General features: G+C 59.6%; 12 protein-coding genes. 9 read left to right on the top strand and 3 right to left on the bottom strand.

From position 1 onward, the window contains the following. Positions 1–25: 25 nt before the first annotated feature. The 5 genes from KUA11_RS06640 to KUA11_RS06620 all read left to right on the top strand — a co-directional run bounded on the left by KUA11_RS06640 (position 26) and on the right by KUA11_RS06620 (position 3,493). Positions 26–274, top strand: coding sequence for a hypothetical protein (locus KUA11_RS06640; protein WP_217409579.1), 249 nt, complete (start codon positions 26–28; stop codon positions 272–274). 24 nt (positions 275–298) lie between these two features. Next, the gene (locus tag KUA11_RS06635) at positions 299–823 is read left to right on the top strand and encodes a DUF1269 domain-containing protein (RefSeq protein ID WP_166313182.1); all 525 of its coding nucleotides are present in this window, start codon (positions 299–301) and stop codon (positions 821–823) included. A 96-nt stretch (positions 824–919) separates the two neighbouring features. After that, complete coding sequence (locus KUA11_RS06630; RefSeq protein WP_166313183.1) at positions 920–1,108, top strand: YqaE/Pmp3 family membrane protein; 189 nt, start codon at positions 920–922, stop codon at positions 1,106–1,108. Positions 1,109–1,189: 81 nt separating this feature from the next. Then, positions 1,190–2,452 carry a lactonase family protein gene (locus tag KUA11_RS06625; RefSeq protein WP_217409732.1) on the top strand — a complete coding sequence of 421 codons (1,263 nt, stop codon included), beginning with the start codon at positions 1,190–1,192 and terminating at the stop codon, positions 2,450–2,452. An 81-nt stretch (positions 2,453–2,533) separates the two neighbouring features. Continuing rightward, positions 2,534–3,493, top strand: coding sequence for a phosphatase PAP2 family protein (locus KUA11_RS06620; RefSeq protein WP_217409578.1), 960 nt, complete (start codon positions 2,534–2,536; stop codon positions 3,491–3,493). Between the two features lie 451 nt (positions 3,494–3,944). On the opposite strand, the gene KUA11_RS06615 is transcribed toward KUA11_RS06620, so the two are convergent. The 3 genes from KUA11_RS06615 to gmk form a co-directional block, all read right to left on the bottom strand. Beyond that, on the bottom strand, positions 3,945–4,760 hold the full coding sequence (locus tag KUA11_RS06615; RefSeq protein WP_217409577.1) for a glycosyltransferase family 25 protein: 816 nt from the start codon (positions 4,758–4,760) through the stop codon (positions 3,945–3,947). Positions 4,761–4,909: 149 nt separating this feature from the next. Next, positions 4,910–6,343 carry a D-glycero-beta-D-manno-heptose-7-phosphate kinase gene (rfaE1, locus tag KUA11_RS06610; RefSeq protein WP_217409731.1) on the bottom strand — a complete coding sequence of 478 codons (1,434 nt, stop codon included), beginning with the start codon at positions 6,341–6,343 and terminating at the stop codon, positions 4,910–4,912. Positions 6,344–6,350: 7 nt separating this feature from the next. Then, the gene (gene gmk / locus KUA11_RS06605) at positions 6,351–7,001 is read right to left on the bottom strand and encodes a guanylate kinase (RefSeq protein WP_217409576.1); all 651 of its coding nucleotides are present in this window, start codon (positions 6,999–7,001) and stop codon (positions 6,351–6,353) included. A gap of 109 nt (positions 7,002–7,110) precedes the next feature. Here gmk and KUA11_RS06600 point away from each other — a divergent pair, with 109 nt between their 5' ends. The 4 genes from KUA11_RS06600 (at position 7,111) to KUA11_RS06585 (ending at position 12,542) form a co-directional block, all read left to right on the top strand. Beyond that, on the top strand, positions 7,111–7,923 hold the full coding sequence (locus tag KUA11_RS06600) for an SDR family NAD(P)-dependent oxidoreductase (RefSeq protein ID WP_217409575.1): 813 nt from the start codon (positions 7,111–7,113) through the stop codon (positions 7,921–7,923). Positions 7,924–7,943: 20 nt separating this feature from the next. Then, positions 7,944–9,266: a purine-cytosine permease family protein gene (locus KUA11_RS06595; RefSeq protein WP_217409730.1), complete on the top strand. Its 1,323-nt coding sequence runs from the start codon at positions 7,944–7,946 to the stop codon at positions 9,264–9,266. Positions 9,267–9,270: 4 nt separating this feature from the next. Then, positions 9,271–10,431, top strand: a complete 1,161-nt coding sequence (locus KUA11_RS06590) for an MFS transporter (RefSeq protein ID WP_217409574.1) — start codon at positions 9,271–9,273, stop codon at positions 10,429–10,431. A gap of 77 nt (positions 10,432–10,508) precedes the next feature. Then, entirely contained in the window at positions 10,509–12,542 is a 2,034-nt protein-coding gene (locus tag KUA11_RS06585; protein ID WP_254454736.1) for an FUSC family protein, read from the top strand. Positions 12,543–12,624 lie beyond the last annotated feature (82 nt).

Below are 12,624 nucleotides of genomic sequence, written 5' to 3'. Positions count from 1 at the left end.
GGAATATTTCAGGAGTGAGATGGTCATGAGCGCAAAGGAAACCCTTCGCAAACTGGCACCCGAAGACGTGCAGGAACTGGCGGCACATATTGAGAAGTCGGTGCGCAAGCATGGTGAAGAACTGCACGAGAAGCTGCGTGAGCATCTGGCGGAAGCCAAGGGTGAAGTGACGGTCCACGAAAAAGTGGTTCCCACGAAGTGCAAGGTTGTTGGATTTCTGATTCTCGCGGCTGCGTCCGCTGTCAGCTATTTCCTCGGCCGCAAGGCCGCCTGAGGCAGACCGCAAGGATATCCGATCATGAGTACACTCGTCGTTGTCGGCTTCGACAGCATTGATGGCGCCAAGAGCGCGCTGGGCGAATGCCGCGAGCTTGAGAAGGAATACTTGCTGGATCTGGAGGATGCGGTTGTCGTTCGCCGGACGCAGGACGGCAAGGTGCATCTCGACCAGAGCATCAATCTGGAAAAGGTGGGTGCTTCATGGGGACTGCTTTCGGGCGGTTTCTGGGGCGCGCTGGTGGGGCTTTTGTTCCTCAACCCGCTGGCCGGATTCATTGTCGGTTCGTTGGCCGGTGCAGGAATTGGCGCGCTGGACGGCAAGTTCAGCGACTATGGTATTGATGACGGGTTCATCAAGCAGCTTGGCGACACCCTGACGCCGAACACGTCCGCGCTGTTCATCCTGATCCGCAAGGCGGAGCCGGAAAAGGTGATCGCGCATCTGTCCGAACTGAAGGGGCATGCGAAGATTCTCCAGACTTCGCTGTCGCCGGAAGCCGAAGACAAGCTGCGCAAGGCGCTGGGTCAGGCCGCGCAGGCCTGAGCCGTCTGCACGCTGGACACAGCCGGTCACCCGTGGCCACACTTGGAAAGCCCCGTCTTGTGCGGGGCTTTTTCCTTGTCGGGAGTGAGGGTTTCCATGCGTCTTCTTATTTCTCTTTTTCTGCCATGGCTGACGTTCTTCACCATTGGACGGCCGATTGCCGGTTTCGTTTGTCTTTTTCTTCAGATCACTGTGCTTGGCTGGATTCCTGCCACGATCTGGGCCGTATATGCGCTCAGCCAGTACAAAACGGATGAGAAACTGAGGCGTGCCGGTCTGACCTGAGCCTCAGGCGGAGAAAGGGAGAGAGGTGTGAGAAACAGGCAGGGTGGAGCGATTATCGGTCGGCGGCTGTTCGGGCTTTCGATGTTGGGCACGGGCCTGACAGGTGTTTTTCGCTCGGCGTTCGCAACAGATCCGGCGACACCTCCTCCTGCCCCCATTCCCAAGGCCGCTCTCCCCAAAAGTTCGCCTGAGAAAGCCGCACGTCGTGCCGATGGGCAGCGGGTGCTGTGCTATGTCGGCGGGTACACCAAGCATGGTCCGGCCGACACGAACGCGCAGGGCATCACACTGTTCGAGATGAACACGCAGACGGGCGTGCTCACGCAACTGGGCAAGCCCACTCCTACGGACAATCCATCTTTTCTCGCCCTGTCGCCCGACGGACGGTTTCTCTACTGCGTGAATGAAGTGAACGATTTCGGCGGTCAGCAAAGCGGGGGCGCCACAGCGTTTTCCATCGATCCGCATACGGGTGTGCTCACGCAACTGAACGCCGTCGCCACCGGTGGAGCGGATCCCGCGCATCTGAGCGTACATCCGTCGGGGCATTATCTTCTGGTGGCCAACTACACCGGAGGTAGTGCGGCCGTCATCCGTATCCAGCCCGATGGCAGTCTGGGCGAACTGACTGACGTGGTGCACAACACGGGACCGAAACGGCCGGAGCGTGCGCAGGATAATCCTCCCGGGAATTATGCCGTCAGCGATCATTCCGGCTCGCATGTGCATATGATTCAGGCGGATATGGCAGGTAATTTCATTGTCGCGTGCGACGCTGGACTGGACCGCGTCTATGTCTGGAAGCTCGATGAGGACGAGGGCCTTCTTGTTCCGGCCGAAACGCCGTTTTTCGATATGGAGCCGGGTTCTGCGCCCCGTCATTTCTGTTTCAGCCTGGACGGAAAGGTTATCTACATTCTGGGCGAACAGGATTCGCGCGTGGTGGTGGCCGATTACGATCCTGAGACCGGCAGCATATCCATGCGGCAGACCGTGGCGACGGTTACGGCCCGTTTCCGGGGCAGTACGCTGGCCGCTGAGATCATGCTGCATCCCGATGGGAAGTTTCTCTACGTGACCAATCGTCTGGGCGATTCCGTCGCCTGTTTCAAGGTGATGAAGGACGGGTCTCTGGAACTGTTCGACGAGGTCTGGGAGCGGGGAGATTACGGACGGGCGCTGGCCTTCGATCCCACGCGGCAGTTCATGTTTATTGCCAATCAGCGCAGCGATTCGATCACCTCATGGAAGGTGAATCGGGAGACGGGCGCTCTTGAGTTTACGTGGAACTTCACACCCATTGGTACACCAAGCGCGTTTGCATTTCTGACGCTGGAGGGGTGAGAGCGGGTGGCGGCTGTTCACTTTCTGGAAAGTGAACAGCCGTAAAACCGCAAGGTGTCTGCTTTTTTAAAATTTTCCGGAATGAATGGGCTGAAGGTCAATGTCGTTTTGCACATTGCCCTGCTGGTGTTGACCGGGTTGGTATTCTGGTTGACGGGGACCGGATTAAAGCTGACGAACGAATTCTTTATTATTTATGGGCTGGTCTTTTCATTTGCCTGTTTTATAGCGCTGATGCCGCGTTACAGGCGAGATCCTTGGCTGACGTTGTCTATTCAGGGTGTATTTTTCTTCTCTGTGGGCGCCGGGTGCGCAGGGGTAACGAGTTTGGCGGCATTGCGTGCTCAAGCGCCTTTGCAGGATGCGTTGCTGGCTCGGCTGGATCATGATTTAGGATTTTCCGTTCCCGCGTTTCTGTATTTCTGTTCTAGCCATCAGAACCTGAACCGAGTTCTTTATGTTTTATACGAAAACACGGGACTGGCGATTATTCTGCTTCTCTTCACTCTGTCTTTGTCCAGAGACAGGATTGGATTGCAAAGATTGGTATTCGTCTTTTCATCGACGTCGATGATCTGTGCATTGTGTAATATGTTCACGCCGGCTGTAGGAGCCGTTGCTTACTACCATATCCCCAATAGCGTCATGAGGGCCTTTCCATCGGGGGCAGGAGTGTATTTCCTGAATACATTTCACAGGTTTCATTCCGGCGCGGCGAATAGTGTCGCATTGGACGATCTGAACGGAGTGGTGACATTCCCCTCTTTTCATGCCGCAATGGCTGTCATGGTGGCATGGGGTCTGCATCGTGTGCCTTATGTGCGGGTATGTGCGGTTCTTTTCGCGTTATTGATATTTCCCGCCTCTCTTCTTCGAGGGGGACATTATGTGATCGACCTTGTCGGAGGTGCGACGGTATGTCTGGCGGCTATTTTGCTTTCTGGGAAGCTGATTGGTGGGAGCGTTCCGACGTCTGCTGGAGAGACGCGTGCGTCCGTTACCGCAACGCCGCAGGAGTTGCAGGAGCGGTCCTCCTGTTAGGTAGGATTGGTTCCATTGTGGCCTATAGCTGCTCTCTGTCTTGAAGAGTGACAGTTGTCTGCTGCAATCACAATGGTTGTTCCCACTGCATTTTTTGCCAGAACGTCAGGCACGGGTGCGTCGATCATTTTCAGTGGAATGTTTTCGGTAAAAGATACTGCTGCTGAAAGATCTGACGGTTGCACGTGAATAACGGGGCGCACCGCTCATTTAAGGCAGCGGAGATTGTCGTACAGCGCCACGATCAACTGATCTCTCCTGCTCTTAGAGGGCTGTTTTAGGAGTCAGCAGTAGAAGGTCGAAGAAAAATTTTGTGTCTGAATACGGCGGATTTTTATTCCGATGCTCTCGTATCGGACTTTCGAATTCGCCGTATTCAGACACAAAGAGTCCATCAGGCGGACCTGATGGACTTTTGAAATGGCCTCTAAGACAATATGTGATGGCGATCTCAGGGATGCTCTGTAATGGTTGATACGCTCTTGTCATTTTTGCTGATACAGAGGGGAGGGAGGCTGGAATAGGCCATCATATCCTTGTAATAGTGAGACATGATGTGATCCAGCGCCCCATTGGTGATCACGCGGTTGAGACCAAACTGAAAATAACTGCATTCGCGAATTGGAATACAGGTGTTTATGAGTGTCTGAGCCCCCTTCGGTGAAATGGAATAGCCACAGATTCCAAATGTCTGGAAAAGCCGAAACGGACGACTGGACATATCCATTTCAGTGAAATGTTCCGCGTTCTTTTTTAAACTGGTTTCATTGAAACTGATCACGCATGGAGAAATGCCGGGGATAAGGTCAATAGTAAGTGTGGTATCGTAATTATTCCCCCACAATATGATGTCCCAATCCGGCGCCAAAGACTGAAGAACACGGTCGGATTCAGCGACGAAATTATGACATGTAATGGCATCATCTTCGAAAATCGTGGTGCTTGTCGCGTGTTCGGCCACGGCATTCCACAGGAGAAGATGAGACAGGGCGCTTCCAACGGCACCAGGAGTATAATCGGGCGTGCCTTCCAGAATACCCTGCGTCTTTAATTCGTCCATATTCAATGTTTTGCCGTCAATGGCACTAAAGCGTTGAAGGTGAGGAATATGAGCGTTATTGCGAAGGAACTCTTCACGGCGGCCCGTGTCACAATCCCTGTTGATATAAATGTATTTCATAAACAGCTCTTCGTAATCGGTGAGTGATGTTCCGAAAATAGATGCGTGTTGGTTAAGATGATGTGTCGAGAGCCTGAAGATAATCATTTTGGATCGTCAAAATGCGAAATAATCGTTTTGGGTAATGATGTGTGAGATATGGCTTTCTCGACTGTGCACGCAATTCGTTCTCTAAACATGAGGGTTGGAACGCGACGAGCCAGAAGACGTGCTGCCCTGAAAGCAGGTGGCGGAACTTAGTCCGTGCGAATGCGCCCGATCATTGCCGTCGTTGAATGGCCGTCTTGAAGATCGGCCAGAAACAGACGTCCGCCTGTGGCAATCACGTCGGCCGCTCCCACCACGTCTTCCGGCGCATAATCCGCGCCCTTTATCAGAACATCGGGCGTGAGCGCGCGGATCGTTTCCAGTGGTGTATCTTCGGCAAAGGATACCAGCGCATCGACATGCCGGATGGCTGCCATGACGGTGGCGCGTGATGTCAGCGTGTTCACGGGGCGTGTCGGGCCCTTGAGACGTCGGATACTGTCGTCGTCGTTCAGCGCCACGATCAGCCGGTCGCATTCCGCGCGTGCTGCGGCTAGCAGACTCACATGGCCGGGATGAAGGATATCGAAGCAACCATTGGTGAAACCAACCTTAAGCCCCTGTGATTTCCAGGCTTCGACCTGTTGGCGTGCGGCATCGCGGGTGAGCAGATGGGGCGAGACTGCGGGCGCGTCGTCGGCGGCCAGTTCCCGCATCACCTCGCGAATATCGGCGGTCGCCGTGCCCAGCTTGGCCACGACAACGCCCGCAGCGGCGTTGGCGACACGCATGGCTTCCGGCCATGGCATGCCTGACGCCACGCCAAGGGCCATGGTGGCGATCACCGTGTCGCCCGCGCCGGATACATCGAACACCTCCCGCGCGCGCGCGGGGATGGCGACGGCCTCTCCACTGGCGGGAATGAGCATCATGCCTTTTTCCGAACGGGTGGCGAGGATCACGTCCGCTTCGGCTTCTTTCATCACCTTACGGGCCGCGCCCTCGACCTCCGCATCGGTGCCGACGGGCAGGGCGGCCGCAGTGGCCAGTTCGCGGGCATTGGGGGTGATGCAGGTTGCTCCCCGGTAGTGCCGGAAATGCGGCGTCTTGGGATCAACAAAAATGGGAATACCCCGCAGGCGCGCTTCTCCGATCAGATGATGGACGACCATGGCGTCACACACACCTTTGCCGTAGTCCGAAAGGATGACGACATCTGCTTCATCCAGTCGTGCGTCGATGGCACGGCAGAGAAGCTCCGCTTCCTCTGGTTGGAGCTTGAGGCGGCTCTCTTCGTCGGCGCGGACCACCTGCTGATGGGAGGCGATGTAGCGCGTCTTGCAAATGGTTGGGCGGCGGCGGCTCGTCACCAGCATGTCGGTCACGCCGACGCGCTGACGCAGTGTTTCGCGCAGGGTGAGGGCCGCGTCGTCTTCTCCCACAAGACCGATCAGGATGGCGCGAGCGCCGAGGGAGAGGATGTTGCTCGCGACGTTTCCTGCCCCACCGGGCATTTCCCGCCGGTCACGCAGGAGCAGCACCGGAACGGGGGCTTCGGGCGAAATGCGCTCCATTTCGCCATAGAGGAATCGGTCCAGCATGACGTCACCGACGCACAGGACCGTGAGAGTCGAGAAATCCATTCCCCGATTAGGCATCGAAACCGGTTACGAAATCGGCAAGACCGGTCTGACGCACGGTACGCAGGCGCGCTGCGGTGAGCACGGCGCGCGCTTCCTGAATGGCGCGGTCGAGATCCGAGTTAACGATCACATGGTCGAATTCATGCCAGTGGGAAATCTCGGCGCGGGCGGCGTCCATGCGGCGCGCGATCTCTTCGGGGGCGTCGGAGGCGCGGCTGGTCAGGCGGCGCTCCAGTTCGGGCAGGGACGGGGGCAGCACGAACAGGCTCACCACATCTGTGGGCAGAGCTTCGCGGAACTGGCGGTGCCCCTGCCAGTCGATGTCGAACACCATGTCATGACCGGAGGCGAGCGCTTCTTCCACAGGGGCGCGGGGCGTGCCGTAGCCGCGTCCGAACACCGTGGCCCACTCAAGCAATTCGCCGCGCTCGGCCATCTCGCGGAACTGCTCCATGGTGCGGAAATGGTAATGCACGCCTTCGGTCTCGCCCGGACGGGGAGAGCGCGTGGTGATGGAGACGGAATGCTTCAGCCGTGGTTCGGCGGCGCGAAGGGCGTTGGCAATGGTGGATTTTCCGGCCCCCGAGGGCGCGGAGATGATGAAACACACGCCGCGGCGTGCGATGGACGGGGGAGTGGTCGCGGCTGTGCGGGTCATGGCGGTGCGGTCGGTCTCCGTGCCGGGTCTGCTGGATGTGCTGTTTTGTCCAAGGTTGGACGGTTCATCGGTTGCGACGTTCTAGCAGGCAGGCTTTGATAGGGCGACCATGAAAGCCAATACTCTCCTTATCACCGGCGCCGCCTCCGGCCTCGGTCGGGCTCTTGCCCTTCGCCACGCCCGTCCCGGCGTGACTCTCACTCTCATAGATTGCAATGCCGCCGGTCTGGCGGACACCGCAGTACTCGCGGTCGAGGCCGGGGCAAAGGCCGTCACGCATGTTCTGGATGTGAGCGAGGCGGCCCCTATGGAGGCCGCCGTGCGTGGGGCGGGGCCGCTCGATCTGGTGATAGCCTGCGCGGGCATTACGGGTGGCACCCATCGGCGCGGTTCGGAGGTGGCGGCGACGGAATCCGCCTTTCAGGTCCGGCGGATGGTGGCGGTGAATCTCGACGGAGTGCTCAACACCGTCCTTCCGGCCATTGATGTCATGCGGGCACAGGCTCCGGATGCAGAGGGTGTGCGGGGACGAATCGCGGCCATTGCCTCCGTGGCGGGTGTGGTGTCCTTTCCCGGCACGCCTTCTTATTGCGCGACCAAGGCGGCTGTGGACCGCTTCATGGTGGCAACCGGCGGTAACCTGAAACAGGAAGGCGTGCTGCTGTCGTCCGTGGTGTGCAGCTTCATCGACACGCCCATGGTGGCGGGCAACACGTTTCACATGCCGGGGCTGACGCGCACGGAAAAGGCTGTGGACCGGATCGTGACCGGGCTTGCGCGCAACGAGCGTCGCATCGTCTTTCCCCGTTGGATCGTGGCGGGATCGCGTTTCATGGATCTGTTGCCGCCCGCGTTGGCGGAGTTGTATTATCTGCGCCAGTCAGCCGGTCAGGCCGGGACGATGCCGGAAGTCACTCCGTGACGACTGGCCGTCATGGCCTGATGGAGGATCTCTCGGCGGCCTCCGTGTGCGAGCCGGTCCCGGCCGCGCGCAAGACGATGAAGATGGACCGGGTGTTCTGGAGCCATTTCGCGCCCAATCTCGGTCCGGGCGGCTGGGTGACGGGTGCGCTGCTCGTCAGTCTCGGTCTTGATTTCCGTACCGGTGTTCTGGCGATCCTGATCGGCAATCTGGTGGGCGCGCTGCCTGTCGCGCTGGCGGCGGCCATCGGGCCGTTCACAGGGCTGACGCAGATGGAGGCGTCTCGCATGGCGCTGGGCACGCTGGGCGTGCGGCCACCGGCCTTTCTCAACTGGATCTATTGCGTGGGTTGGGACGCGGTGAACAACGTGCCGGCCGCCGCCGCTCTGGTGGCGTTTCTGGCGCTCATGGGAGCGCCGCTTCCCTTCTGGTTGGCGCTTGGAGTCCTTGTTTCCATTCAGATGGTGGCGTCGATTTATGGGCACCATGTCGTGCAGGCGCTCCAGAAATATCTTGGCGCTCTACTGCTGGTGGTTTTCGCGCTGATCGGTGTGACGTTTGCCTTGCGTGGAGGAAGCGTCATCCACACCGCTCATCCAGTGGGCGTGTCCACCTTTCTGCTCGCAGTGGGGATTCTTGTAAGCTTCAATTTGTCCTGGGCCACCTATTCCTCGGACTACACGCGCTATCTTCCAGCGCGCTCGGACCCGAAAGCGGTGGTGCTTTTGGCACTGGCCGGATTGTTGCTGTCCGCCGTGCCGTTTCAGATTCTTGGATTGCTTACGGCGTCGAGCATTGCCGAGCCGTCCCCCATGGCGGTGATCGCCAGTCTTCAGCACGCGATGGGCGCGCTCGGGCCGCTGGCGCTGGCAGCGATTGCGCTGTCCTCCATCACCGGTAACTCCTTTAACGACAACACGGCGAGCTACAGCCTGATTTCAGCGGGCATTCATGTTCCGCGCGTGGCGGCGGCGATTCTCACGGCCACGTTGGGCTATGTCCTCGCGGTCGTCGGGGCGGGGCGGTATGCCACGCTGTACACGGACTATCTTCTCGTGACGATGTACTGGATCGCGCCGTGGTGTGGGATCGTGCTGGCCGACTGGTATCTGACGGGTGGCCATTCGGCGGTGCGTGCGGATGAAGGCCATGTACTGCGCCCGCCTGTCGGGTGGACGCGCGGGGCCACGATCTTCGTGGTGACGTCCGTGCTGACGGTTGTGCTGTTCTCCACGAGTTCACTCTACACCGGGCCGGTCGCGCGGTGGCTGGGCGGCGCGGATGTTGGTTATTATGTCGGCTTTGTCGTGGCGGCGCTGTGGTATGCTGCGGGTCGCCGGTAAAACCATGTCACCGACAGAAACTGTTCCCAGCGTGCTGACTTCCGCCTCTCTGGCGACACGACTGTCCTTTTTCACAAGTGGTTTTGCCTTTGCCTGTTGGGCGCCTCTCGTGCCGTTTGCCCGGGCGCGACTGGGTGTGGATACCGGCGCAATGGGGCTGTTGCTGCTGTGTCTGGGACTGGGGTCGGTTCTGGCCATGCTGCTGGCAGGGTGGTTGTGTGCCCGGCATGGCGCGCGGCCCGTCATTGTGGCGGGCGGTCTGTCTCTGATGCTCATTCTTCCGCTTCTGGCCGTTGCCTCGACACCGCTGACGCTGGGGGCATCTCTGCTTCTGTTTGGCGGGGCGTTGGGCAGCATGGATGTGGCCATGAACATTCATGGGGTGGAGGTCGAGCGTGGGTTGAGCCGACCCTTGATGTCGGGATTTCATGCCCAGTTCAGTCTGGGAGGCTGCATCGGGGCCGGATTGATGACCTTTCTGCTGTCGCTGTGGCCTCATCCTTTCGCGGACACGCTCCTTTGCGCGGGTGTCATCCTGGTCGCGATGGGGGTGACCGCCCCTCGCCTGCTGCGGACCGCAGCGGGAGAGGTGGGAGCCGCGTTCGCATGGCCGCGCGGGATTGTTCTTCTGCTCGCGGGTCTCGCGGGTCTTCTTTTTCTCGTGGAAGGTGCAGTGCTCGACTGGGGAGCGTTGCTGATTACGAGTTCCGGACTCGTTCCGGTGGCGCGCGGCGGTCTGGCTTACATGCTTTTCGCTGTCGCCATGACGGTGGGGCGTCTAGGTGGAGACGCGCTGACGGCACGCATCGGGGATGTGGCGGTGCTTGCAGGGGGTGGCCTGCTGTCTGTGGCAGGTTTTGTCGTGCTCCTTACCGTGCCGGTCCCTGCAGTGACACTGGCGGGCTTCGGTCTGATCGGCCTTGGCGCGTCCAATATCGTGCCGCTGCTCTACCGTCAGGCCGGCCTCCAAACCGTGATGCCAATCGGGGCCGCCGTTACCGCTCTCACGCTGGTGGGGTATGCTGGTATTCTGCTCGGACCCGCAGTGATCGGGTTCGTGGCCCAGTTCGTCGGGTTGCGGACGGCATTTTGGGGTTTGGGAGCTTTGATGGGGCTGCTTCCTTTCTGTGCCCGCTTTGCGACGATACCAAAACGCGTCCTCTGACCCGAGAAGTGCGGCACTTTCACAACAGCGTGAAGACAAAGTGTTTCGCCCCCTGAAGCGGGGCACAGCAGTGGGCTATGGTGGCAAGTCTTATGAATCCCGCTGCACCTGTCCCCTTCCGTCATGTTGTGCGTCTGCTTCTGTCTTTCAGAAGCAGCGTGATGCCGTCCACCCTCACACACTGGCTGGGCGCGCGCGCCATTCCGCTGGCCCCCGAGCAGATTGCGGTGCGGGAGGGGTTACGTGCTGGTGTGGCGGTCGGAGTGGTGATGGTTGTGGCCATGTGGTTGCACGCGCCTCTGATGGCCTGGTCCGCATTTGCCGCGTTCTGGACCTGTCTGGTCGATCCGGGCGGATTGCTGGCGGCACGATTGCGGGCGATGCTGACCTTCGGTGCGGCGGGTACCGTCATCACGGGTCTTGTGGCCATGCTGGCCGGGTGGGGGCTATGGCCCTCGCTCGTGGGGTTGGGAGCGATCAGCTTTTTGTGCGGGCTTGCGCGTGTGCGGGGGGCTGTGGCCACACAGATCAGCGTTCTTGCCGCCATCGTGGGCGTGGTGGCGGTGTGTTATCCGCAAACACCCATGGGTGCTCTGGATCTTTCCGGTCTGTTCGTTCTGGGGACTGTGTGGGCGACCGTGGTGTGCGTGCTAGCGTGGCCGGTCGATCCCTATGCCCCGCAACGACAGGCCTGTGCGGCCATCTTCCGTGAACAGGCGCGGATGCTGGAACGGCTTTTGCACATAGGCGATGAGGAAATCGGGACGCCGACCACGATCAGTGCGTGGCGACGCGACATCCGTCTGCGTATCGAACAGACGCGCGGGCGGGTGGAGGCGCTGGGGATTGGCCCCGCTCCCACGACCAGCCGCACGTGGGCTACCCTCCTGCCCGCCGTGGAGGCAAGCGATCGCATTTTCGTGGCGGCGATGGCGTTCGAGCATGCCGCTTTCACCTGCGCATCTTCGCCCGTGGCGTCCCGCACGATCCGTCTGGTGGTCGCGACCCTGCAACGGGTCGCGCGCGAATTGCAACGTGTCGAACCGCGTGCGGAAAGCCTTGATCAATCCATCAGATTTCTTCGCACGGCTGGGGAGCGGGATACGGATCTGTTCACTCGTGGAGCTCATCTGTGCGCGGACGCGCTGACGGACCTGCAAACAGCATGGCGCAAGGCGGATGTCTCGCCGGTCCGTGGTTCTTCTGCTGGCACTCCTCCTGTTGTAAAGTCATGGACGCATCCGGTTTTTCTTCGACACGCCGCGCGGCTTTCGCTTGGAGTCATGGTGGCCTATCTGCTCGCGCTGTGGCTGGCGTTGCCATACGCCTACTGGGCCATGATGGCGGTTGTGGTGGTGACGCAGCCCTCGCGTGACACGACGCTTCTTCGCACCATCGAACGTGTGGCGGGCAGCATTGCCGGTGGTGTTCTGGCGGCGCTGATGGGTGTGCTGTTGCCGATCTGGGCCATTCTTGCGCTTGTTTTTCCGCTGGCGGCCCTGACGATCGCTCTGCGCAGTGTGAACTACACGTTGTGCGTAATGTTCATGACCCAGCTTTTCGTGCTGGTGACCGATCTCGTCAGCCCGGCGCATGGATGGGATGTGGGGCTGGCGCGTGCGCTCAACAACATCATGGGCAGCTTTGTCGGGCTTGGCGCCTGCCTGCTGCTGTGGCCGGCGCGGTCTGCCGCGCCGCTTGCGGTGCGGGTAATGGAGGCTTGTCGGGCCAATCTGCATTATGCCGTGTTGGCAAGCGATGTTCGGAAAGTGGGATGGCCCCAGATCGAGCGGGCGCGGAGAGAGGCGGGAGTGTTTTCCACACGCGCGGAAATCCTATGCCAGCAGGGCAGAATGGAAGGCTTGCGCCGTTCGGAGCAGCTTGCGCTTTGCGCAGATGTTTTGTTCCAGCTTCGGCAACTGGCCGGAGCGGCTACTATCTGGTGGATGGAACACACGGAACCGCCGACGGAGGTGGCCCGCATACGCGCGATGAACTGTGCTGTTCTGGAAAAAGACGTTATAGAATCAGAGGAGAATGAAAACGTTTCAATGGAAAGGTTGGGTGCCCTGCATGGGCGATTGGAGAGCCTTATGCAGGGCGCGCAATGACAGAGAGAGTGGAAAGAATAAGTCGCAGATATGGGGGAGGCCGGTATGGTATCGCACATCGAGAGCGCGTGTTCGATACGGT

The sequence above is a fragment of the Acetobacter estunensis genome (assembly GCF_019083805.1).
In the GTDB taxonomy this organism is placed as follows: domain Bacteria; phylum Pseudomonadota; class Alphaproteobacteria; order Acetobacterales; family Acetobacteraceae; genus Acetobacter; species Acetobacter estunensis_A.
This window is presented reverse-complemented; position numbering and strand designations above follow the sequence as displayed.